Origin of the sequence: Mycolicibacterium setense, from assembly GCF_000805385.1 — a bacterium.
GTDB classification, from domain to species: domain Bacteria; phylum Actinomycetota; class Actinomycetes; order Mycobacteriales; family Mycobacteriaceae; genus Mycobacterium; species Mycobacterium setense.
The window spans coordinates 678087-702384 of the sequence record NZ_JTJW01000008.1; the positions used below are offsets into that span (position 1 = coordinate 678087).

The window sequence follows — 24298 nt, forward strand, 5'->3', positions numbered from 1 at the left end:
CACGCACTCACCGCACATACAGATCGTCCTCACCGAGTCGGGCGTCGGCGTTCAGCAACATCGCCGCCTCCTGACGCTTCTCCGGCGAATCGTGGTCGAACCGGCGATCGGCCGGCTTCTCGTACATCGGCCGCCCACCGGCGATGGCGCCGGCCAGACGACGCTGACCGGCCAGCGTTCGCTGCTCGGCCCGCTTGCGGTAGTCGTCGCGCTCGGCCGGATCCAAGGCCGCGATGAACGCCTCCGGATGCACCAGAGCGACCAGACCCGACACGTGCCCGAACCCGAGGCTGGTGACCAGACCTGCCTTGAGCGGGAACTTCCCGCGAAGGTCGAGAGCCTCACGCACCCAGACGAAGTGACCGGAGGTGGCCAGCTCGTCGTCGACGCAGTCCAGGCTGCGGTTCGGCGGGATGACGCCGTCGCGCAGGATCTGGCACAGACCCATCATCTGGAACACCGCCGCGCCGCCCTTGGCGTGCCCGGTCAGCGTCTTCTGGCTGACGATGAACATGGGTGCACCCGGCGAACGTCCCATCGAGTCGGCCAGCCGCTCGTGCAGCTCGGTCTCGTTCGGATCGTTGGCCAGCGTCGAGGTGTCGTGCTTGGAGATCACCGCGATGTCGTCGGCACCCACACCCAGCTTGGCCAGCGAACGGGCCAGCTGCGAGTCCTTGCCGCCACGCCCGGCACCCAGGGCGCCAAGGCCCGGAGCCGGAATCGAGGTGTGCACACCATCGGCGAAGCTCTGCGCGTAACCGACGACGGCCAGCACCGGCAGACCCATCTTGGCGGCCAGATCACCGCGGGCCAGCAGGATCGTGCCACCACCCTGGGCTTCCAGGAAACCGAGGCGACGACGGTCGTTGGCGCGGGAGAACTTCGAGTCACTGATGCCCTTGGCGCGCATCATCTCGGTGTCGGCGGTGGCCGCCATGTCACCGAAGCCGATGATCGCTTCCAGGGTCAGATCGTCGAAGCCACCGGCGATCACCAGGTCGGCCTTGCCGAGGCGGATCTTGTCGACACCCTCCTCGACCGAGACCGCCGCGGTGGCGCAGGCGCCCACCGGGTGGACCATGGCGCCGTAGCCACCGACGTAGCTCTGCATGACGTGTGCCGCAACAACGTTGGGCAGCACCTCCTGCAGGATGTCGTTCGGCTTGGCGCGGCCCAGCAGGTTGCCGTGGTACATGGTCTGCATCGACGTCATGCCACCCATGCCGGTGCCCTGCGTGGAGGCCACCAGGCTCGGGTGCACCCAGCGCATCAGCTCGGTCGGGGTGAAGCCCGAGGACAGGAACGCGTCGACGGTGGCGACGATGTTCCACAACGCCACCCGGTCGATCGAATTGGCCATGTCCGGGGTGATGCCCCACACCGTCGGGTCGAAGCCCGTCGGGATCTGGGCACCGACCGTGCGCGACAGCTTGGTCTTGCGCGGCACCCGAATCTCGGTGCCCGCCTTGCGGATCACCTGCCAGTCGGACGAGTCCGGCAGCGGCCGGGCCACGGTGTGCTCCGGATCGAAGGACACGAACGCCCGTGCGTCGGCCTCGCTGGAGACCACGAAGGAGAAGTCCTTGTCCAGGAACACGCTGACCAGCAGCGGCGAGGCGTGATCGGGATCGATCGCGCCGTCGTCGACGAATTCGCGGATGCCGCAACGCTCTACGACGGCGTCGTGGTAGCGCTCCACGATCTCCGATTCGGGCACCAGCTCACCGGTTTCGGTGTCGTACCAGCCGGCCTTCGGATCGTCTTCCCACTTGACCAGACCGGTGGTCCAGGCCAGCTCCAGCACGCCGGCCGCCGACAACTCGCCGGAGACCTCCATCTCGAAGCGGGTCCGCGACGAGCCGTAGGGCCCGAGCTCGGCACCGCCGACGATGACCACCAGATCCGCGGGGTCGACGTCGAGGTCGGCCCACTCCGGCGCGGGCGCCGGGTTGTGTCCGCGCGGCGGGGACGGCAGCGCGGCGATGCTGCCCTCGTCGACGTTTTCGTCAGTGGACTCGGCTGCCGCACTTGACATGTCCTCACGGGCCTTGGCAGCCAGCTCGGCCATGTCGATCTTGACGTCACCCAGACCGCCGGTCAGATCCACCTTGATCGGCGAGTTGGCTGCGGCCACCTTGGACTCCACCGTGCACAGGTTCAGCAGCATCGCTGCCATCTCCGCGGTGCTGTAGGTGGTCACACCAGCCTCTTCGACCGCGCTGACGATGGCATCGTTGTGCCCCATCAGCCCGGTGCCCTTGGTCCAACCGATGAGCGCGTGCGCCAGGCTGACCCGCTCGGCCCACGAGGACTCCGCACTCCAGCGGGTCACCAACGCGTCGAGCGCGGACTTGGCTTCGCCGTAGGCACCGTCGCCACCGAACATGCCGCGGTTGGGCGAGCCCGGCAGCACCACGTGCAGCCGCGACGCGATGTCACGCTCGGCGCCGATCGTCGACAGCCCGCCGATGAGCCGCTGCACGGCCCACAGCAGCACCTTCATCTCCATCTCGGAGCGTGAACCGGCCTCCGACAGATCCCCGGCCACGCGCGGCGCGGCGAACGGGAACAGCAGCGTCGGGGTCTGCGCATCCTTGAGGTGGATCGATTGCGGCCCAAGGCTTTCGATCTGCTCGCTACCCACCCACTCGACCAGTTTGTCGATGTCGGAGTAGGACGCCATGTTGGCCGGGACCACCCAGAGAGTGGCGCCGAAGCGAGCATTCTCGCGGTAGAGCTCCTTGTAGAACGCCAACCGATCGTCGTCCAGACGCGAGGTCGTGGCGATGACGGTCGCGCCGCCGTCGAGCAGCTGCCCGACGACCGACGAGGCGATCGAGCCCTTCGACGCGCCGGTCACCACGGCGACCTCGTTGGAATACCGACCGGTCCCCGGGTTTTCAGCGCCGGCCGCGATGCGACCGAACAGCGAAGCGTGGATGGTGCGGCCGGCGGCCAGCGCACGCCCCTGCCACCAATTCGCCTGCGTGGCAACGACATGGCCGGCGCCCTCGAACCGCTCCGACAGGCGCGGCCATTCGGCGTCGATCTCGTCCTCGTCGGCGAGCCACAGCTTGACCAGATCCTCACGGGCGCTGGCCCAGCGGTCGTCGAACACGACGGCCTTCTTGGCGTCGAACGCCGGAGACACCAATCGCGGCCAGTCCGAACCGAGTTCGGTGGTGACCAGATCGATCAGCTCGGCGTCGGTCGCAGCCTCGGGCGCACCGACCGGAGCATCCAGACCGAGCTGGCCCAGCACCAGGCGGGCGGCCGAAGCCAGCACGCCATCGGGCCCGGTGACCTTCTCGGCGAACTCGCCGAGGGCCGCCGAATCCACCACGCCCCCACCGGCACCGCCTGCCGACGGAAGCGACACTGCCACACCCTGGCGGGCCGCGACGGCCGCGACGGCGGCGTCGATGACCTTGTCCACGCCTGCGGCATCGGCCAATGCGCCGGGGTGCAGGGAGCCCAGGTCGCCGCCGCGAACGCTGCTGCCCTCACGGGTGCCCAGCGCCACCTCGACGGTGACGTGCTTGGCCCAGCCCGGACCCAGCTCCCAGGTCTTGGTGACGCGCTCGGTGATGTAGGCCGGACGCTTGCCCGACGGTCCGAACACCGTGCGCAGCTGATCGTTGATGGCATCCGACAGCACCGGGCCGAACGGCTTGTAGGTACGGGCCAGCTTGCTGACCTGTCCCTTGAGTGCGCCCAGATCCGCCTCGGCGGCGCCGTCGATGGCACCCAGATTCAGCTCCGAACCCAGGTCGACCAGCAGCTGGTTACGCCGCGAGGACGCACCATCAGTGATGGACTCGATCGAATCCAGCGCCTCGATCTGATCGAGGCGCATCTTGGCGCTCAGCGCGATGAGACCGACAGTGGCATCGGCCGCGTCGAACCCGAGATCGTCCGGGCGCGGTGCACCCGGCGCGGCGGCGGGTGCCGCGGGCGCGGGTGCCGCTTCGGCTGCCGGAGCGGCCTCGGCGGACGCCTCTGCCGGGCTTTCGTCGACGTCCGGCTCCGGCTCGGGATCGGTGTCGCTGGCGAACAGCACCGCGGCATCGCGCTCGGCGTTGAGCACCTCGACGGTGCTGTGCGCGTACTCCGGCAGCTTGAGCGTGTTGGTGGCCAGTCCGGCGACGGTCGGCGCGTTCTTCACGCCGATCTCGACGAACCGCTCGACGCCGAGGCCGCCCGCGGCTTCCTCGATGAACAGCAGATCCTGGGTCTCGATCCAGCGGACCGGGCTGGCGAACTGCCAGGCCAGCAACTCGATGACGACCTTGCGGCACAACTCGATCGGCCGCTCGTTACGCCAGGTGTCGTAGTCGGCGAGAATCTCGTCGAGCGGCTCGGCGGGCACCAGATCGCGGATCTCCTGGATGAAATCGCGGTCCAGGGTGAACGGCCGGGGCACCAGGTTCGGGATGTAGCGCCCGACCACCAGCTCGGGATCGCGGTCGCGCGGCAGGACGCGTTCCAGGCTGCGCCGGAAGTCGTCCACGCCCACCCGCAGCACGCTGGAGTGGAACGGCACGTCGATGCCCGGCACCAGGATGAACGACCGCTTGCCGCCGCTGATCTCGCGACGACGCTCGACCTCTTCCTCGAGCGCTTCCAGCCCGCGCACGGTACCGGCGATCGCGTACTGCGAGCCGCGCAGGTTGAAGTTCACGATCTGTAGAAATTCACCGGTATCCGCCGCGATTTGGGCGACGAAGCTCTCGACATCCTCGTCGGCCAGGTCGATCTGCGACGGCCGGATCGCGGCCAGCCGGTAGTTGGACCGGCCCCGCTCGTCGCGCGGCACGATGTCGTGCATCTTGGAGCCGCGGTGGAACACGGCCTCCAACAGACCTTCGAGCTCGATGACTCCGGACACACACGCCAGCGCGGTGTACTCACCGACGGAGTGACCACAGGCGATCGCACCTTCGACGAACGCGCCCTGCTCGCGCATCTCGGCAACCTGCGCGGCGGCCGTCGTGGCCATCGCGACCTGGGTGAACTGGGTCAGGTACAGCACACCCTCGGGGTGCTCGTAGTGCACACCGGAGGCGATCAGCGACGTGGGGTTGTCGCGGACCACGTGCAGCACCGAGAAGCCCAGCGTGTCGCGGGTGAACTTGTCGGCCTTGTCCCACACCTTGCGGGCCGCCTTGGACCGGGCCCGGACCTCCATGCCCATGCCCTTGGACTGGATGCCCTGGCCGGGGAACGCGTAGACGGTCTTGGGCGCCGCGAGCCGCGCGGTCGCGGCCATCACGAGGTCGGAGCCGATGCGGGCCTGAACCTCGACAACCTCTGCGCCGACGTCGATTCCGACCCGGTCGACCCGGAAGTCGACCTCATCGCCCGGCTTCACCATGCCCAGGAAACGGGCGGTCCAGCCGACCAGCTTCGCCGGCGGAATCGGCTTGCCATCGGTGGCGGTGACGACGTGCTGCGCCGCGGCCGACAACCACATGCCGTGCACGATCGGCGATTCCAGACCGGCCAGCAGGGCCGCTGCCCGATCGGTGTGGATCGGGTTGTGGTCGCCGGACACCACGGCGAACGGCCGCATGTCCACGGGCGCACCGACGGTGACGTCGCGCCGGCGGCGGCGCGGGGTGTCGGTGGCGTTGTCCGAGATCGCTCCGCCGGCCTTGATCGGGTCGGTCAGCTCGGCCTCTCCGGTGCGGCCGCGGATCGCGAACCGCTCCTCGAGCCTGGCCAGCTCGGTCCCATCCGCACTGCGTACGGTCACCTCGACGGGGACCACCCGGCCGACCTCGGTGTCGTGCGCTGCCGAAGCCGTTGCGGTGACGGTCAATTCGGCCGGATCGGTGGGCAGCGGGGCCAACAGGTGAGCGGCGTGATCCAAGTGGACCAGGCTCAGCAGACCTTCGACGACCGGGAATCCGGAATCCGTTGCGGCGCTGCCGATCGCGGCGAACACCGCCGGCCAGCAACGGCCGACCAGGGCGTCGGGAACGACGGTCAGCGTCGGCGCCAGCGGTGCCCCGAAGGTGGCGGTGACGCCGGTGTGATCGGCGACCTGCTCGGGGTTCCAGCCGACGGTGACGGTGGCCGTCCCGTCGACGACGGGAGGCAACGCGTCGGGTCCGTCGACGCCCGCGGCGATGGCGAGCACCGAACGCATCGCGGTGGCGGCGTCGGCCACCTCGACCACCGGAGCTCCACCGCTGCGGATGGCCTCGGTCAAGGTGAATCGGATGTCGATCCAGGTTCCCGACAGCGGCACCGAGAGCACCACATGGCGATCGTCGGCGACCTCAAGCCGGGCACCGGTGGACGGGTGTGTGGCAGAACGGTTTTGCGATCCCTCGCGGATCTGCCACTCGGAAGGAGCGGCGATCCGGTGCACCGGGTTGACCGAGGTCCGCCCGGCCCACAGCACGTCGGGGGCGTCGAGCAGGACGGCCAGCGGGCCGGTCACATCGCCGCGGCCCTGGCGGCGCGACAGCACGGCCTGCGGCTGGGCGCCGGCGGCCAACACCTCGTCGACGGCGGCCTGCTCGAAGCGGTCCAGCAGCTCACCGACAGGTTCGTCGACCCGGGTGATGCCGGCCACCGCGGCGGTGCCGGGGATGACACACACCTGATCGGCGTCGTAGCGCGCATCGTGAGCCTGCCACAGCGAGTCGCTGCGCCACCAACGGCGCACGTCCTTGTCGATCACCGGCACGAAGTTGACGGGCTTGCCCAGCGTCTTGCACAGCTCGACGAAGAACGGCACATCGGCCGGATGCAGCTGCACGGACGCAGCGTCCGGGTAGGCCGAGACCAGCGCGGCCAGCGCGGCCTTCGGGTCCTCCAGCAGTGCCTCGCCCTCGCCGGCCGCATCGAACAGTGTCTCGATCGGACCGAAATCCTGTGCGTGCAAACGTGCTTCGGCGCGCTTGAGCATCTGCTCGAAGCGGTCGCGCCAGGTGATGTCGAGCCACGGTGTATCGCCACGCTTGGTGTCGGCGGTGCTGTTGCCCTCGCCGATGGCCAGTTCGATGTAGCGGCGCAGCCACTGCAGGTAGGTCATGTCGGCGACATCACCGAAGTACGGCTTGGCGGTGTTGGCCATCGCGGCGATGATCTCGTCGCGACGCGACGCGACGGCGTCGGCGTCACCGGCCACCTCGTCGAGCAGACGCCCGCAGCGCGATGCGGTGTTGTCGATCTCGTGGATGTCGGCGCCCAGCTGGCTGCGTCCGGAGGCCATGCCGTTGGCGGCCTTGCCCGCACCAACCCATGATTCGGTGCCCTTGGTGTCCACCAGCAGCTGCTTGACCGCGGGCGAGGTGGTGGCCTCCAGGGCCGCCATGGCGGCGGTGCCGACCAGGATGCCGTCGATCGGCATCAGCGGGTAGCCGTGCGTGGCCGACCAGCGACCGGAAAGGTAGTCGGCGGACCGCTCGGGGGTACCGATGCCGCCACCGACGCAGATGGTGATGTTGGACCGGCTGCGCAGCTCCGAATAGGTGGCCAACAGCAGATCGTCGAGGTCCTCCCACGAGTGGTGACCACCGGCGCGGCCGCCCTCGATGTGCACGATCACCGGCTTGGTGGGCACCTCGGCCGCGATCCGGATGACCGAACGGATCTGCTCGACGGTGCCCGGCTTGAACACGACATGACTGATGCCGAGGTCGTTGAGTTCGCCGATCAGCTCGACGGCCTCTTCCAGATCCGGGATGCCGGCGCTGACGACGACGCCGTCGATAGGCGCACCGGACTGACGGGCACGCTGCACCAGCCGCTTGCCGCCGACCTGCAGCTTCCACAGGTACGGATCGAGGAACAACGTGTTGAACTGGATCGCCCGGCCAGGCTCCAGCAGCTCGCCCAATTCGGCGATGCGATCGTTGAAGATCGGCTCGGTGACCTGGCCGCCACCGGCCAGTTCGGCCCAGTGGCCGGCGTTTGCTGCGGCGGCGACGATCTTGGCGTCGACTGTGGTGGGCGTCATACCGGCCAGCAGGATCGGCGAACGCCCGGTGAGCCGGGTGAACTTGGTCGAGAGCTTGACCGATCCGTCGGGCAGGCTCACCACGGTCGGGGCATAGCTCGACCACGGTCGGGCCACCTCGGGCACCGCACCGATGGTGAACAGATTGCGCTGACCGCCGCGGGTCGCGGCCGGCACGATCCCGATACCCAGACCGCGCACCACCGGCGCGGTCAGGCGGGTCAGGATGTCGCCGGGGCCCAAGTCGAGGATCCACCGGGCGCCGGCATCGCTGATGTCGGTGATCTCGTCGACCCAGTCGACCTGCCTGACCAGGATGGCCTCGGTCATCTCACTCGCGAGCTCGACGTCGATGCCGACGGCCTCGGCCCAACGAGCGACGATCTCGACACCGTCGGCCAGGCGCGGCGTGTGGAAACCGACCTCGACCTGCACCGGGTCGAAGACCGGAGCGAAGACCGCGCCACCGCGGACTTTGCTCTTCCGCTCGGCTTCTTCCTTCTCAGCGATCTGGTTGCAGTACAGCTCGAAGCGCGACAACTGCTCGGGTGTGCCGGTGATCACAACGGAGCGCCGGCCATTGCGGATCGACAGCACCGGGGGCAGCACGGTGCGCACGTCCTGGCTGAACTCTTCGAGCAGCTCGTAGATGCGCTCGGGCTCGGCATTGGTGACCGACACCATCGGCGGCCGGTCGCCCAGCACGGTGATCCCGCGGCGACGGGCCACGAGGGTGCCTGCGGCCCCGATCAGCTGCGCCAGCGCCAGCAGGTGCACATCCTTGGCTCCGTTGGCGGCGAGCGCCTCGACGGCCAGCACACCCTGCGAATGTCCGGCGACGGCGACCGGAGGGGTCGCGGCCAGGTCCATGCCCTGACGGGCCAGTGCCCGCACAGCGGCGATCTGGGTGAGCAGCACGCCGGGCACCGAGACGGCGGCAGAGGTCAGCTGCTTGTCGGACGGCACCGGCTCTTCGGCAGCCAGTGCCCGAACCCACTGCAGCGGCTCGAACCCGATGGGCCGCACCACGAGGAGTTCGGCGGCAACCGGCTCGAGGAGCAACTCGGCCTCGCCGGCCAGCGTCGCGAGCTCTGCCTCGATACCGGCCGAGGACACCAACTCCTCAAGAGTCTCCAGCCAGGCGCTGCCCTGGCCACCGAACGCGACCGCATAGGGCTCACCGGCGCTCAGCCGGTCGACCAGGGCATGGGTGGAGTCAGCCTGCCGACCGTCGGATCCTGAGTCGTCGTTGCGACCGGCGGACACCCGGTCGTGTTCATAGATCGTCACTGGCGCTATCTCCTCGGTGCTGCTGTGGTTCTGCGGTGATGTTGTCGCGGGTGGCTGTCGCGTGCGGTGTCAGGTGTCTGTCTGCATGTCTGGGGCGGTGTGGCTGCCCGGGCGACAGGCCAACGGCGATTCAGCGTCGAATCAGGCTGGAACGCGGGCCGCCGGAACTCTCCGGACGGTGTCGCTCGCATTCCCGCCGTACTAAGAGTGTCATAAGAGGCAGTGGGCGTTTTCCGCTCAGATTGGTTACTGGCGAGTTCTACGCATGGGTAACCGCCGGTAACGTTACGCGGCGCCGACTGGCCGTCAAAGCCATTCGGGACAAACGTCCTGTTGGCAGGTGGTTACGGTCGAGTAGGGATAACTGCGCAGATCAAGGCAGTATTGTTATCGAATCGTTATCTAAATTTTCCGCCACATGCCGGCCTTCGAAGTGACCTCGAACCAGCAGACAATCCGGCCGATTCTGTCTAGCGAATCTCGCGCATCCGAGCAGAAAGTTTGCTGGATTATCTTACTCACCGGTAACTATTTCAGTTCCGCTGCCCCGATCGCGGCTTGAGGATGCGGCGGGGGAGGCCCCAGTCACGAAGACGCCCCGACGCGGATCACTCAGCGGTGGCGAAGGCGCTCTGCAGGGCCCGGTCCACCTCGGCCGACACCACGGCCCGGGCCAGCTCACGCAAGCGGGCATCGGACACGGCGCCTCGGCTTGCGGTGAGCGCCGCGACAACCGACTCGGTGACCGTGTCGATCGCCGCATCCGTCGACCGGGCCAGCTGGGCCACGATCCTGATACTGCGCCGCTGATCCTCGGCACCGGTGACCTGCGCGGCCAATGCGGGGTCGGGCACCTCCACCGAGCCATCGACGATGCGGACCAACCCGAATTCGACAAGAGCGCGGACATCGTCGTCGAGCGGATCCACGTCCGCTGCCAGCGTTTTCGGCCGGGACCAGCCCGAGCCTTCGATTCCCAGGGTTTCGGGCAGGTCCTTGCCGCTGCGCAAGCCCGCGAAGAACTCCGCGATGTGTGCCGAGTTGAAACCTTTGGCCAGTAGCTGGCTGATGGCCGTCAACTGGGCCAGATGCCGTTCGCCGTAATACGCCGAGCGTCCGACGCGCCGCGGTGAGTCCAACAATCCGCGCTCGCGGTATGCGCGGATATTGCGAGCGCTGACGCCGGAAATACGCGCCAGGTCTTCGAGACGATACTCAACCAAGCCGACGTCCTCCGCGCCGGTTTGAACAGCGATTCATGCCGACACCCTACTCCCCGATTAAAGCTACGAGCGAATTCGCGAGTCTACCCCTCCGATGGCGAACTACTCCACGCGCAGCCCGACTATCAGGACATATGCCGCACCATGCGTCTCATATCGCACACGAGCGTGCATTTTCAGCCAACTCGATGAACGACGATAAAGCCGGCCTCGAGACCAAATTCACAACCGCGGCAATGCACTCCGCTCGCTTCGCCGTGCGTCAGTGCGAGAGCATGTACGTCTGCCCCGGAGAAAACATTTGACGAAAGGTGCCCGCGTGCGTCCCTGGATCGTGTGGGCCACCGGGCTACTCGCGTATATCATCGCCGTCCTCGACCGCACCACCCTCGGTGTCTCGGGCCTGCAGGCCGCAGACAGATTTGCCGCGAGCCCGAGCGTGCTCTCCACATTCGTCGTGTTGCAGGTGATCGTCTACGCCGCCGCCCAGGTACCCGCCGGCTTGCTGTTGGACCGCTTCGGATCCCGGGTGCTCATCGTCTGCGGGGCCGCGCTGATGACGGCCGGCCAGCTCGTACTCGCGCTGAGCGAGTCGCTGCCCGCGGCGATCGGTGCCAGGGCCATCGTCGGCCTTGGCGACGCATTGACCTTCATCTCGGTTCTCCGGCTGGTGCCGTACTGGTTCGAGCCCGCGCGGGTCCCGCTGGTGGCCCAACTGACGGGCATCTGCGGGCAGCTCGGTCAGGTGCTTTCCGCCGTACCCTTCCTTGCCATCCTCACCGGCTCAGGGTGGACACCGGCGTACCTGTCGGTCGCCGCGTTCGGGCTGGTGGTGATCGTGTTGGCGCTCGCCCTGATCCGCAACACCCCGCACGGTTCGGCACTGACATCCGAGCCGATCTCCGTGCACACCACCCTCTCCCGGATCAAAACCGTCTGGTTGCGGCCCGGTACCAGGCTGGGATTCTTCACCCATATGGGCACCCAGTTCTCGGTCACGGTATTCGCACTGATGTGGGGCGTGCCGTATCTCACGGTGGCTCAGGGACTTTCGGAAACCGCGGCGGGCACGCTGCTGACCATCTCGGTGGTGGCCGCCATCTCGGCCGGCATCATGATCGGCGTATTCACAGGCCGCCATCCGCACCGCCGGTCACGTCTGGTGCTCTGGATCATCGCCAGCAACGCCCTGGTGTGGACCGTGGTGCTGGCCCTGCCGGGACCGGCGCCGGTCTGGTTGCTGGTGCTGCTCATCGTCGTCATCTCGGTGGGCGGCCCCGGTTCGATGGTCGGCTTCGACTTCGCCCGCACCTTCAATCCGAGCCATACGCTCGGCACCGCCCAGGGCATGGTGAACATGGGCGGTTTCCTGGCCGCGCTGCTGGTGATGCAGGCCATGGGCCTGATCCTGTCCGGCACCGACAGCTACTCCTTCGCCTCGTTCCGCCTGGCCTGGTCGGTGCAGTACGCGGTGTGGATCCTGGCCACGATCGGGATCCTGATCACCCGTACCAAGACCCGACGGCTGCTGGCGGCCGAGCAGGAACGAATGCTGTTGGAAGGCTTCGAGCCTCACCCCGAGGCTCGCCCCGGCAAGTGACGCTCCACGCGCCGGCCGACGATCTCGGCGGCGTGCCGATGCCCGACCGCCTCGAACCCGACGACCACCACCACCGGTGCCGCGGTGACGACCAACAGACACACCGCCATCGGCGTCCCGTGCGCGGCCAGCACCACCGCCACCACCAGGACCACCGCGGCGAGCACCAGCAGCACAGCGTGCACCAGATCGAACTCCCGCACCAGGACTGAATAGATGACGAACATCGCCACCAGGTAAATCCCCACCGGGATCGCCACGGCCAGCACCGTGCCGACGGAACCGAGCTTCGATTCACCGTCGACGTAGTAGGCGGCCACGTGTAATCCCGCGCCGGTGGCCACGATCGCCGCGAACACCGCAAGGTGCAGATATCCGTACCAGAACGACAACGTGCGCTGGGCATGCAGCAGGGCGCCGGCCGGAACCAGGAAATACACCCACCACATCCCGAAGGTCAGCCCGATTCCGGCGGCCACGAGCAGGATCGCATCGGTCGACCAGCCGTGCTCCCCCACCGCCGCGGTCAGCGATGCCACCGTGCCGACCACGCCTTCGCCCAACGCGATGATCGCGAGCAGCCCGTAGCGCTCGGCGACGTGATGGGCGTGCCACGGCGTGCCGCCCATCAGCCGCTCGGCCAGCATCGGCCCACTGATCTCGACGACCATCAGTACCAACGCGGTGACGAAGAAGACCGTCAGAGAGGTCTGCACGAATATCTGCACCACCCACCCGATCTGCGCGACGACGACCGCGCATGCGTAGGTCAGGCACGCCGAACGGCGGGGCGGGTCCTGCATCGCGGCCCGTAACCACTGCCCCACCAACGCAATTCGCATCACCACATACCCGGCCACCATCACCACGTTGTCGACGTGGCCGCCGTGTTCGATCGAGGCGAAGACCGGAGGTATGCCCATCGCGAGGATGATGACGCCGACCATCTGCAGCATGGTCATCACCCGGTAGATCCAGTCGTCGGTGTCATAGGCGGAGGCGAACCAGGTGAAGTTCATCCACGCCCACCAGATCGCGAATGCGGAGAACCCGAAACCCGCCAGCCCGGCCGACACGTGGCTCTCGGCCATCAGATGCGCGAACTGCGAGGCCGCCACCCCGAATGCGATCACAAAGGTCAGGTCGAACAACAATTCCAGCGGGGTCGCGACCCGGTGCTCTTCGTGCGGATCACGTCCGCTCATCCGGCTCAGCCGATGGGTTTGAACCGGGCCCGGTCTGATTTCGTTCACACTTGTATGTCCTTCTCTCGCCAGATTGCACCGCAATTCCACCGCATCGGCGCGCCGAGCCACGGATTGTCGACGGCGTGGTGGCGGAAACGTACTCCAAATACAGGTAGTGCACTACTGATGTCACCGCCGCTGCCAGATTCGAGGATGAGCGTGTGTCCAAGCAATTCACGCTGAACGTCCTCGGCGAATTCGCCGTATACCGCGACATGGAGCCGGTGGTATTGCCGCCGTCATGTCGCCGGTTGGTGGCGCTGGCCGCTGTGAAGCGCCGTGAGCTGCACCGCAGCTGGGTGTGTGACCTGCTGTGGCCGGGCAGCCCGCCGCACAAGGCCGTGTCCTCCCTGCGGTCGGCGCTGTGGCGATTGCGACCGCTGGGCGCCGACGCGTTGCTCGTCGTACAGCATCAGTACGTCAGCCTGGCGCCCGAGGTGAAGGTCGACTGGCACGAGGCGCTCGCGATGCACGAGTCGATAGAGCGGCTCGACGGACGGCCCATACCCGCGGTCGCCGCCCCCGTCCTGCATCGGCTGCTGCGAAGCAGTGACCTGCTCGAAGGCTGGCCCGACGCCTGGTGTGCCGCCGAGCGCGATCGCTACCGGTCCATCAAGCGCGCGGTTCTCGACACGGCCGGCGGCACCACACAGAGGCAGGTAACGCGCTACGCGTTGGCGGGCGCGCCTCGCCGAGCCGGTTCACACGGCGGCTCCTACTACAACGAGAACGCCGGGTGCCTGCCATGAGCGCGCTACTGCTCGTCCTCTTCGCAGCCAGTGCAGCGGTCACCGCGCTGGCGGTGCACGAAACACAGACGTGGCTGGCGCGCTGGGCCTACGAACGTCACGCTCAGGACTGACGCTCCCACGGGTTGGGTCAGCGAGTTACACCGGATCGAACGATGAGATCAACCAGTTGCCGTCGATCTTGCTCATCCCGACTTTGACGGCGCTGGCCGCGAAACTCCCGTTGGGGTTCTCCGCGCTCGTCGTGGCCTGATTGACGAACACCAGCACGGTCGCCGAATCGGGGTGAATCTCCGAGACGGCCGAACGCACGATTGCCGCGGTGGTCTTGACCGACTTCTGCTTGGCGGCGGGGGCGACGATCTCCTGCGTGAACTGGGTGTAGTACGACAGGAAGTCGCCGGTCAGGTGCGATTTGGCGGCGGAGAAATCCCGATCGAGACTGTCCGGTGCATAGCTCAGCAGGGCGACCGTGCCGTCGCCGGCGGCCTTGAGAACCGTCGCCGACGCTGCCGGCCCGGTCTGCTGGTCGGCGCGGAACTGCGCGAAGTACAGCCATCCGGCCAGCGCGGCCGACGCGATCAGCGCCACTACGAGTGCCAGCGGGAACCACAGCCTCTTGAGCTTCTGCGCCCAGCCTCCCGGCGGCTCAGAGGCAGCCGCGTCGCTGTCGCCGGCCGTGTCGAGCTCTGCCTGCTCCTCACCGGCTTCGACGGTTTCCTCCGTGTCTACGGCCGTCTCGGTGTCGGCCGTCTCGCTGTCGGCCTTCTCGGTCTCTTTGATGTCCTGATCCAGGGTCACGGCACGAACTCGACTTTCGACAGCTTGATCTGGTCACCTTCGCGGACCATATTGACTGCCACCCGCCACGGCCGCGCCTGTTTGTTGGCCCCGCTCGTGTTGGTGACCTGGGTGTTCACCGCCACCAGCACGACGGCGTTCTTGTCGTCCATGGTGTCCACCGCGGCGCCGGTCACGTTCGCCTCGGTCACCACTTTCGCGTCCTGAGCCAGCTTCACGAAGTCCTTGGACTGAGCCTCGAAATCTTCCCGGAACTCGCCCGTCGAGTTGTCGAGGATGTTCTTGACGGCATCTTGGGCGTGGTTGAAGTCCAGTGACATGAGCGTGACGACGGTTTGGCGAGCGGCAGCGGTGTACTCGGCCGCCAGCTGCTGGCGGTGCTCAGCCTGGCGGTGATGCCAGATCATCCAGCCGCTGAAGCTGAGCAGTCCTGCGATGACGATCAGTGTCAGGCAGCTCGCCAGCACCTTCCAGAACAGACGCGATACCCGTACGCGCGGCAGCCGCGACAACTTGCCCTTGACGGCCTCTGCGTCTGCTGCGGGCTCAGGTGTCTCGGTTTTCTCGATCGGCTCTGCCTCGACGGCGTCCGTCTCTGCGTCGGCGCCGGCGGTCTCGGTGATCTCAGGCGTGTCGGCGTCGTCGGTGTCTTCGGGGTCGGGGTCGGTCTCGGGGGCGACGGCAGGCTCCGACGTGGCCACCTCGTCAGCGGTGTCGTCGTCGGCCTCGGTCGCGTCAGCGGCGCCCTTGTCCGCGGCAACTTCGTTGCGCAACCGGATGGCGCGGGCCCGGGCGCGCGCGGCGGCCGCGACGGCTTCGGCCTCTGCGGCCTCGGCTTCGGCCTGTTCGGCCAATTTGAGTGCGTCGCTCGGCGACGCGTCATCTTCGCTAGTATCGAGTACCGGCGACGAAGGCTTGCGGGACGGCATGCCGACCTCCTGTCCGTTCAGCAGCCTGCTTAACGAGAATTACGTTATCAGTTTGCGGTAGTGACCCGAGAGTACATCATCGGCAGCAGGCACTTAAATGGCCATTTAGCTGCGGAAATGATGTTTACGGGCTGTGCGTTCAATTAGCGCGGAGTGGCCGTTACCCGCGCCTCAAGCTGATTCTTCATCACCTTGCCGGTGGCGTTGAGTGGAAGTTCGTCGAGAAACTCGACATAACGGGGCACCTTGTAGCCGGCCATCCGCTCGCGGCTCCAGGCGATCAGCTCCTCGGCCGCCACAGTCGCGGTGCCCGGCTCGTCCCGCAGCACCACGAACGCCTTGCCCACCTGCCCCATCCGCTCGTCGGGTGCGCCGATCACAGCAACCTGCGCGATCGCCGGGTGCTTGAGCAGGAATCCTTCGATCTCGGCCGGGTAGGCGTTGAAGCCACCGACGATGAACATGTCTTTCTTACGGCCCACGATCCGCAACCGCCCGGACTCGGTGAACTCGCCGAGATCTCCGGTGTGCAGCCAGCCGTCGTCGTCGATCGCCTCGGCGGTGGCCGTCGGGTCATCCAGGTAGCCCTGCATCACGTTGTACCCGCGCACCAGCACCTCGCCGTCGTCGGCGATGCGTACGTCGATGCCCTCGCACGGCAGCCCGGCGGTGGTGGCCACGTCCTCGGCCGAGTCACCTGGCCGCGACAGCGTGACGTTGCCCGCCTCGGTGAGACCGTATCCGGTCATCAAGGTCTGGAACGGCAGTTCCTCGCGGATGCGTCGCACCAGTTCCACCGGGATGTCGGCGGCACCCGTCACCCCGGCCCGCAGTGTCGCCAGCCGGTCGCGGTCCGCCACCGCCAACAGTGAGTGGTACAGCGTTGGGGGGCCCGGCAACATCGTGATGCGTTCGCGCTCAATCAGTTCCACGACATTGTCGATGTTGAACACTGCGACCGGCAGCATCGTGGCGCCGCGCAGGAAGGAGGCCACCAACCCGGCCTTCAACCCGAAGGTGTGAAAGTAGGGATTGATCATCAGGTAGCGATCGCGCTCGCGCAGATCCGCCAGAGTGGCCCACTCCTCGTACGCCCGCAGCGTCTGACTGTGGTTCATCATGGCGCCCTTGGGCCTACCGGTGGTGCCCGAGGTGAAGATGACGTCCGCGACGTCGGTGGGTTGCACGTCCCTGACGAACGGCGACCCACTACTCAAGAAGTCGGACTTCAGATCGATGACCGGGACCTCGAGACCGTTCCCGGCGAAATCGAATTCCTGTCCGAGGAAACCCTTTTGGACCATCACGGCCTTGGCGCCGCTGCACGCCACCACATCGGCGGCCTCCTCGGCCTTGAACCGGGTGTTGACGGGGACCAGGACGGCGCCGGCGGCCATGATCCCGAACGCCGCGATGATCCACTCGGCCGAATTAGGCGCCCAGACCGCAACCCGGTCCCCCTTGGCGACGCCGAACTCGGCGAACGCACCCGATGCTTTCCGGATACGCCCGACGAGTTCGGTGAAGGACAGGCGCAGCGGACCGTCGGCCCCAGCCGGATTGTCGCCATAGTCGACGAGAGCCTCGGCATCGCCGAATCGGTCCGCTGCACTCAAGACCATCCCGGGGATGGTCTGCCACTGTTCGATGCGTCCGGCCCCTTTAGACGGTGACCAGTCGGCTCAGGTTGCCGCCCATGATCTTCGCCTGGTCCTCGACGGCGAGGTGCTCAAGCGCGGTCACGTAGTGGGTCGGCTCGGCCAGGCCTTCCGGGTGCGGCCAGTCGGAACCGTAGAGCACCTGGTCCACGCCGATCAGGTTGATCAGCTCGTCGATGCCCTCTTCGTAGAACGGGCTGACGTAGATGCGGTTCTTGATCTCTTCCATCGGATTGCCCAGGAACGCCTCGGGGGCCTTCTTGTAGACCTCGGCCATCGAGTCGAGCAGCGGGAACATCCACTTCGACCCGGCCTCGACGATGCCGACCTTGAGAGTCGGGAAGCGGAACAGCGCACCGTGAATCACCCAGGAGGCCACGGCATCCTGGATCGGGCGCCACTCGTTGAGGATCGACATCGCGTTGGTCTGGAACGGCAGCATCTCCTGCGCCGCGCCGTCCCACTCCGAGGTGTAACGGGAGTAGCCGCTGTCCGAGGAGTGCATTCCGACGAAGACGTCGTACTCGACACACTTCTGCCAGAACGGATCGAACTCCGGCAGGGCGAACGAGCGCGGGCCGCGGAATCCGGGCACCGGTGCCGGACGGACCAGGATGGCCCGGGCACCGCGCTTGACTGCCCATTCCAGTTCCTCGATGGCCTTGTCGACGAGCGGCAGGGTGATCACCGGGGTGGTGAAGATGCGGTTCTTGTAGTTGAAGCCCCAGACCTCGTCCAGCCACTGGTTCAGCGAGTGGATGATGACGTGGATGGCGACCGGATCGTCGCGGAGCCGCTCCTCGATCAGGCTGGCCAGCGTCGGGAACATCAGGCTGCGGTCGAGGCCCAGCTCATCCATCAATTCCAGACGCGGAGCCGGCTCGAAGAACGCCGGGATGGACTTCATCGGCTCACCGAAGAGCTCACGCTTGCTCTTTCCGTCGGGGTTGCCGAACTTGAAGTACTCCTCCCACGCGCCCGGCTTGGCGACCACCGAGAACGTGGGGTTCGGGATGTAGTTGCTGATCTGGCCCTTGATCGCGATCTTGGTCCGGCCGTTGATCTCGACGTACTGGACGATGTCCTTGTACTCCCTGGGGAGGTACGTCGTCAGCGCCTCGGGTGGCTCGTAGAGGTGATTGTCCGCATCGAACAGCGGAAACGGAATGTCGACCCTATGCGACAGTTGTCCCATGGAAAACTCCTTTGCAATTCGAGAGAATCATATTCTCACTTGATGATGGCCGCAATGCCCCGCCTGCCCGAAGGGCTGCTCAGCGGGTGATCGCAGCAATCTCCTGACGGATGACGTACTTCTGCACCTTCCCGCTGGCCGTGCGGGGAAAGTCGTCGGCCTGATGAAGCTCTTCCGGCCACTTCTGCCGGGCCACGCCGGTGGACTCGAAATGGGCCCGCACCTGATCCAGGGTGGGCATCGTGCCGCCGTCGCGGACCCGGAGAACGGCGGCCACCCGCTCTCCCAGTCGTGCGTCCGGAGCGGCCACCACGATCGCCTCGATCACGTCCGGCAGTCCGAGCAGCACCTCCTCCACCTCCAGCGCGCTGATGTTCTCGCCGCCGCGGATGATGAGGTCGGTGGTGCGGTCGGTGATCGTCAGGTACCCGTCCTCGTCGAGTACGCCGATGTCACCGGTGCGATACCAGCCATCGTCGTCGAAATGCTTTGCGGTCAGCGCATCGTCGGTGTAGCCCAGACACAGATCGGGTCCGCGGCTGAAGATTTCGCCGTCCGGCCCGAGTCGGATCTCAACGCCGGGGCGCGCATTGCCATCGGTGTACAACCGCTTGGCCTCTGGAGCCGACGCACCGGATCCGGTGATCGACGGATGCTCGGTGCTGCCATAGGAGCGGAAGACGAACAGACCCAGATCGGCCAGGCGCCGGGTGACGGCCGCGGGCACCGTCGAGCCGCCCAGGCCGACGGTGGTGAACCGGGCCAGATGACGTTCGTTGAACTTCGGGTGATCCATCAGGCTGGTGACGAAGTACGGCGGACCGCCACCGATCGACAATTCGTCCCGCTCGATCAGCTCCAGGACCTTGCCCGGGTCCCATACGTCGCACAGGTCGATCGGGGCGCCCTCAAGCACCGGAATCAGGAAGGCACCGACCATGCCGATGAAATGCCCGACGGGCGTGGCGGTGAGTTGACGCCCCCGGTCCGGCGGATAGTTCTCGAGTAATTGGCGGGTTTCGAAGCCCAGTGTCTGGTGACTGTGGATGACGCCTTTGGGATCGCGGGTGGTGCCAGAAGTGAAGGCGATCAGGGCCGGCGCCGCCGGATCCGTGGTCAGGGTGCCAGTCATCGGTTCGTCGGCGAGGAGGTCGGTGTACGAGTCCTGCCCCACGAGGCCGACGATCGGCACATCGGCGCACAGGTCCGGCTGGAACTTCATCCGACCGAATTGCTCGGTGGTGATGAACACCTTCGGTTTCGCGGTGGCCATGATGTGGCCGAGTTCCTTGCGCCCGTAGAAGTGCACGATCGGCACCGTCACCGCGCCCAGGAACGCCGACGCCCAGAACGCGACGGCGGCTTCCATCCAGTTCGGCAGCTGCATGGCCACGACGTCGCCGGGTCCGACGCCGCGGTCCCGGAGGCCGGCGGCCAGGCGCCGTGCGGTGTGCTCGACGTCGCCGAACGTGCCCTGGTACGGACGCGTCGCGGAGTGCACATGGAAGCTGGCATCGGGACTGGCAGCCAGGCCGTCGGCCAGCATCTGGCCCAGGGTTTCGGGTCGCCACCAGCCTTCTTCGACGTACCGTTTGGTCAGCTCAACGGGGATGTCGCGCACATCGGTGATGTTATTCTCATCAGACGAGAATGCCAATCCCGGAACTGGAGAACGTTTGATGGTCGACCTCGAAATCGACGGCGAACTGGCGGTCATCACGATCGACCGGCCTCAGGCACGCAATGCCATCTCGCTGGACACGATGGATGCGCTGAACAAGGCGCTCGACGGCGCGGCCGGCGCGCGTGCCCTGGCGATCACCGGCGGCGGCGACCGTGCCTTCGTCTCCGGGGGCGACCTCAAGGAACTGGCGGCCCTGCGCACCGAACTCGAGGCGTCCGAGATGGCCTGGCGGATGCGCACGATCTGCGACCGCATCGCCGGTTTCGACGGACCGGTGATCGCAGCGTTGAACGGCCACGCCCTGGGTGGCGGAGCCGAGGTCGCGGTGGCCGCGGACATCCGAATTGCCGCTGACGACATCAGGATCGGCTTCAACCAGGTCGCGCTGGCGATCATGCCGGCCTGGGGCGGGGCCGAGCGGCTCGCCACCCTGGTCGGCCGCAGCCGGGCGCTGCTGCTGGCCGGAACCGGTCGGATTCTCGGCGCCCGTGAGGCCGAGCAGGTCGGCCTGATCGACCAGGTGGTCCCCCGCGCCGAGTTCGCCGAGACCTGGCGGTCGACGGCGCAGCTGCTGGCCCGGCGTCAGGCCGGTGAGGTCAAGCGGGTGATCAACGGGGTGTCGACCACCGAGGCGGTTTCCGCATTCGCCCGGCTCTGGTGCTCAGACGAGCACTGGGCCGCGGCCGAGAAGGTGATGAACAAGAGCAAGTAGGTCGGCCACGTCTGCCCACCACGGCGCCGAAACGGTATTCCGTCAGGAAAAGTTCGAGTACTGGCCTGCTGGAATGCTGTTTCGGCGCGGGGGGATCGCTCGGCCGAGTCAACCACCCAACTCTCGGATCGGATCGCTGCCGTCCCAGCCGGCCGCCTGGGAACGCACATAGGTGGCCATGCCCGCTGAGGCCTCGGTCAACTCCATGATCTCGACGATCGAGGCACCCGTCGGCGGCTCGAAGTAGGCGAACCGAACGCCGTCGCCTTCCCCTCCCGTCCACACCTGGGGCCAGCCGGCCTCGCCGAGATTCTCCATCGCGGCATCGAAATCGTCTGTCCAGTACGCAAGTTGGTGAAAGCCTCCTCCGTGGCCGGCGGTGTCGCCGAGAAACTCGGTGAAGATGCTGGGCGTGTCATCGAGTTGTTGGATGAGCTCGACCTGGAGATCGCCGCTGTTGGAGAGCGCGAGGGACAGTTTCACCTCACAAGGAGCACCGCGATAGGTCACCCGCTGCGACAGATTTCGGATCACGAACCAGGGCCCGACACCCATCTTGAGCCAGCCCGCCATCGCGTCGTCCAGATCGGTCACCACATACCCGATCTGGCGGACCTCTCCTGGTAAGAGCTCGCTCACGCCGCCTCCATCTGTCACACGGTCTCAACTGCCGCGATGAGCCTATCGCCAGTCGGTTCTCACTAGACGAGAATTGCATTTCCGGTTATCGTCAGCGACGTGTCAACACAGATTGCTCTGGCGCCCGAGATCTCGACGTGGCCCGACGCCGAACCCCAGCTGATCGGCAGCCGTTGCACTGACTGCACGGCCACCGCGTTTCCCGCCCAGGCCCGCTGCCCCAAGTGCTCCGGCGGCAACACCGAAGAGGTCCGCCTCCCCCGCCGCGGCACCGTCATCGCCTGGACCACCCAGGGCTTCCCGCCCGGAGCCCCCTACAAGGGACCCACCGGAAAAGACTTCGCACCCTTCGGCGTCGGTCTCGTCGAACTCGCCGACGACAACGGACCCGTGCTACGCGTCGAAGGCCGCCTCACCGAAAACGACCCAGCCAAACTGCAATTCGGCATGGACGTCGAACTCACCATGATCCCCTTCACCACCGACGAAGACGGCAACGAAGTTGTCACCTTCGCCTTCCAGCCCGTCTAGAAAGGCCGCGCAACATGAGCAATTCCGCGAATGATGTAGCCATCATCGGCGTCGGCCTGCACCCCTTCGGCCGGTTCGACAAGACCGCGATGCAGATGGGTGCCGAGGCAATCCAATTCGCGCTCGACGACGCCAGCCTGCAATGGAAAGACATCCAGTTCGGCTTCGGCGGCAGCTATGAGGTGTCGAATCCCGATGCGGTCACCCGTCTCGTCGGGCTCACCGGCATCACGTTCACCAACGTGTTCAACGCCTGCGCCACCGCCGCGAGCGCGATCCAGCAGACCGCCGACACCATCCGGTTGGGCAAGTACGACATCGGCATCGCGATCGGTCTGGACAAGCACCCGCGCGGCGCGTTCACCGACGATCCCGCCAAACTCGCACTGCCGCAGTGGTATGCCGAAAACGGCCAGTTCGTCACCACCAAATTCTTCGGGATGAAGGCCAATCACTACATCCACAAGCACAACATCTCCGAGGAGACGCTGGCGCGGGTGGCCAACAAGAACTTCCGCAATGGCGAGAAGAACCCGAATGCCTTCCGGCGCAAGGAGATCTCGGTCGAGGAGATCATGGCCTCGCCGGTCCTGAATTATCCGCTGCGCCAGTACATGTTCTGCGCTCCCGATGAAGGGGCGGCCGCAGTGATCATGTGCCGTGCCGACATCGCCCACAAGTACACCGACAAGCCGGTGTATGTGCGGGCCAGCGAGATCCGGACCCGCACGTTCGGCGCGTACGAGGTGCACGGCACGTCGGCGCCCCTCGACGAGGACCCGTCACCGACGGTCTTCGCCGCCAGGGCCGCCTATGAGGCCGCGGGCATCGGCCCCGAGGACGTGGACCTCGCCCAGTTGCAGGACACCGATGCCGGTGCGGAGGTGATCCACATGGCCGAGACCGGATTGTGTGCCGATGGCGAGCAGGAGAAGCTGCTGGCCGACGGGGCCACCGAGATCGGCGGATCGATTCCGGTCAACACCGACGGCGGCCTGATCGCCAACGGCGAACCGATCGGCGCCTCGGGTCTTCGCCAGATGCACGAGTTGGTGCGTCAGCTCCGTGGCGAGGCAGGCGACCGCCAGGTGCCGGGCAACCCCCGCGTCGGCCTGGCTCAGGTGTACGGCGCGCCGGGAACGGCCTCGGCCACCATCCTGTCGCTCTAGCTCCCCGGCGACCAGACGCAGATTCGCAGGATTTCAGCCCCTTTCTTGCGATTCTGTGTCTGGTCGCGCACCGGAACTCACCGCGCCCTCGCTCCAGCGAGAATTTGGTTCTACGATATGGAAATGCGGTTTCCATCCCGGTCTGACATTCCCGGGATGCCGGCCCGGCAATGACGTCAGGCCGGCAGTTCCAGCGGCTGCGGCTCGCCTTCCAGGCGGCGCAGCCAGCCCTCGCAGAACTCCATCACCTCGGCGTGGCCCGCGGTCATTCCGAGCGCCTGCTCCATCACCATCACCCGCGACACACTGGCCGCGATGAACGTCCAGACGATCGGCGGCACCTCGGACGCATCCACGCCGTAGCGCCGCAGTGCCCCATCGATCGCCTTGGTTTCCGCCTCACGGAACATCTCGGCATAGCGGCCGATCTCGGCCCGGAGCACCGGTCGGTGGTTGGCGAGCCCCGTCATCTCCATCGTCAGGCGCGTTGCGCTCTGGTCGGTGCCGAACCGCCACAACGCCCACAGCGGCTGCGGGGAGTTCAGGGCTTCGGCCTGCGCGGCCAACCCCTCCTCCGCACGCCGCGCGAACACCGCCAGGAACAGGTCGTCCATGGTGCGGAAGTAGTAGTGCACCAGCTGGGGCTTGAGACCGGCCCGCTCGGCCACCCGGCGGGATGTGACCGCGACGTATCCCTCCTCGATCATCAGCGACTCGGCAGCGTCGAGCAGCACGATCCGGTTCTTCGCGTCGGGCGCTCCGATCCTGCGCGCGGATGCCATACCCGGTCCTCCTCACGGCCTGTCCACCACAACGTCCGGCTGATCGTAACTTTCATCCAGTCAAGTGATCTTGACCACGACTCTACCGCCATGCTAAGCAGGTGCTCAGCAATTTTC

At 66.7% G+C, this 24298-nt stretch carries 15 protein-coding genes; 5 read left to right on the forward strand and 10 right to left on the reverse strand.

Annotated features, from left to right (window positions below):
• Positions 1–7 precede the first annotated feature (7 nt).
• Complete coding sequence (locus QQ25_RS21525; RefSeq protein ID WP_039380891.1) at positions 8–9262, reverse strand: type I polyketide synthase; 9255 nt, start codon at positions 9260–9262, stop codon at positions 8–10.
• 608 nt (positions 9263–9870) lie between these two features.
• Complete coding sequence (locus QQ25_RS21530) at positions 9871–10485, reverse strand: MerR family transcriptional regulator (RefSeq protein ID WP_101906088.1); 615 nt, start codon at positions 10483–10485, stop codon at positions 9871–9873.
• A gap of 319 nt (positions 10486–10804) precedes the next feature.
• Between QQ25_RS21530 and QQ25_RS21535 the strand changes: the two genes are divergently transcribed.
• Entirely contained in the window at positions 10805–12085 is a 1281-nt protein-coding gene (locus QQ25_RS21535) for an MFS transporter (RefSeq protein ID WP_039380894.1), read from the forward strand.
• On the opposite strand, the gene QQ25_RS21540 is transcribed toward QQ25_RS21535, so the two are convergent.
• The gene (locus tag QQ25_RS21540) at positions 12058–13290 is read right to left on the reverse strand and encodes a low temperature requirement protein A (protein ID WP_082017626.1); all 1233 of its coding nucleotides are present in this window, start codon (positions 13288–13290) and stop codon (positions 12058–12060) included. The genes QQ25_RS21535 and QQ25_RS21540 overlap by 28 nt on opposite strands.
• Before the next feature lie 203 nt (positions 13291–13493).
• On the opposite strand from QQ25_RS21540, the gene QQ25_RS21545 reads away from it, so the two are divergent.
• Positions 13494–14081 (forward strand): AfsR/SARP family transcriptional regulator, encoded by a 588-nt coding sequence (locus tag QQ25_RS21545; RefSeq protein ID WP_039380896.1) that lies wholly within the window; start codon positions 13494–13496, stop codon positions 14079–14081.
• 138 nt (positions 14082–14219) lie between these two features.
• Here QQ25_RS21545 and QQ25_RS21550 read toward each other — a convergent pair whose 3' ends face one another.
• From QQ25_RS21550 to QQ25_RS21570, 5 genes are all read right to left on the reverse strand, one after another.
• Positions 14220–14882: a twin-arginine translocation pathway signal gene (locus QQ25_RS21550; protein ID WP_039380898.1), complete on the reverse strand. Its 663-nt coding sequence runs from the start codon at positions 14880–14882 to the stop codon at positions 14220–14222.
• Positions 14879–15811 (reverse strand): Rv1363c family protein, encoded by a 933-nt coding sequence (locus tag QQ25_RS21555; protein WP_039380900.1) that lies wholly within the window; start codon positions 15809–15811, stop codon positions 14879–14881. The genes QQ25_RS21550 and QQ25_RS21555 overlap by 4 nt, the downstream gene beginning before the upstream one ends.
• Positions 15812–15954: 143 nt before the next feature.
• Positions 15955–17460, reverse strand: coding sequence for a FadD3 family acyl-CoA ligase (locus QQ25_RS21560; RefSeq protein WP_082017627.1), 1506 nt, complete (start codon positions 17458–17460; stop codon positions 15955–15957).
• Between the two features lie 13 nt (positions 17461–17473).
• Complete coding sequence (locus tag QQ25_RS21565) at positions 17474–18664, reverse strand: amidohydrolase family protein (protein ID WP_039322567.1); 1191 nt, start codon at positions 18662–18664, stop codon at positions 17474–17476.
• Positions 18665–18743: 79 nt separating this feature from the next.
• Complete coding sequence (locus tag QQ25_RS21570; RefSeq protein WP_039381175.1) at positions 18744–20285, reverse strand: AMP-binding protein; 1542 nt, start codon at positions 20283–20285, stop codon at positions 18744–18746.
• Positions 20286–20343: 58 nt separating this feature from the next.
• Between QQ25_RS21570 and QQ25_RS21575 the strand changes: the two genes are divergently transcribed.
• Complete coding sequence (locus QQ25_RS21575) at positions 20344–21060, forward strand: enoyl-CoA hydratase/isomerase family protein (RefSeq protein WP_039322569.1); 717 nt, start codon at positions 20344–20346, stop codon at positions 21058–21060.
• Between the two features lie 108 nt (positions 21061–21168).
• Here the strand turns inward: QQ25_RS21575 and QQ25_RS21580 are convergent, their stop codons facing one another.
• A complete protein-coding gene (locus QQ25_RS21580; protein ID WP_039381177.1) occupies positions 21169–21699 on the reverse strand; it encodes a VOC family protein in 531 nt (176 codons plus the stop codon).
• Positions 21700–21786: 87 nt separating this feature from the next.
• Here QQ25_RS21580 and QQ25_RS21585 point away from each other — a divergent pair, with 87 nt between their 5' ends.
• Together QQ25_RS21585 and QQ25_RS21590 are read left to right on the forward strand one after the other, a co-directional pair.
• A complete protein-coding gene (locus QQ25_RS21585; RefSeq protein WP_039380903.1) occupies positions 21787–22230 on the forward strand; it encodes a Zn-ribbon domain-containing OB-fold protein in 444 nt (147 codons plus the stop codon).
• Positions 22231–22244: 14 nt separating this feature from the next.
• On the forward strand, positions 22245–23399 hold the full coding sequence (locus tag QQ25_RS21590) for a thiolase family protein (protein WP_039380905.1): 1155 nt from the start codon (positions 22245–22247) through the stop codon (positions 23397–23399).
• Positions 23400–23575: 176 nt separating this feature from the next.
• Here QQ25_RS21590 and QQ25_RS21595 read toward each other — a convergent pair whose 3' ends face one another.
• Positions 23576–24181: a TetR/AcrR family transcriptional regulator gene (locus QQ25_RS21595; RefSeq protein ID WP_039322577.1), complete on the reverse strand. Its 606-nt coding sequence runs from the start codon at positions 24179–24181 to the stop codon at positions 23576–23578.
• Positions 24182–24298: the final 117 nt, after the last annotated feature.

Bases quoted from the DNA above. Each gene is read 5' to 3' on its own strand.
- QQ25_RS21540 (WP_082017626.1), bottom strand. From the start codon at position 13,290: ATGAGCGGACGTGATCCGCACGAAGAGCACCGGGTCGCGACCCCGCTG.
- QQ25_RS21555 (WP_039380900.1), bottom strand. From the start codon at position 15,811: ATGCCGTCCCGCAAGCCTTCGTCGCCGGTACTCGATACTAGCGAAGAT.
- QQ25_RS21565 (WP_039322567.1), bottom strand. From the start codon at position 18,664: ATGGGACAACTGTCGCATAGGGTCGACATTCCGTTTCCGCTGTTCGAT.
- QQ25_RS21575 (WP_039322569.1), top strand. From the start codon at position 20,344: ATGGTCGACCTCGAAATCGACGGCGAACTGGCGGTCATCACGATCGAC.
- QQ25_RS21590 (WP_039380905.1), top strand. From the start codon at position 22,245: ATGAGCAATTCCGCGAATGATGTAGCCATCATCGGCGTCGGCCTGCAC.
- QQ25_RS21595 (WP_039322577.1), bottom strand. From the start codon at position 24,181: ATGGCATCCGCGCGCAGGATCGGAGCGCCCGACGCGAAGAACCGGATC.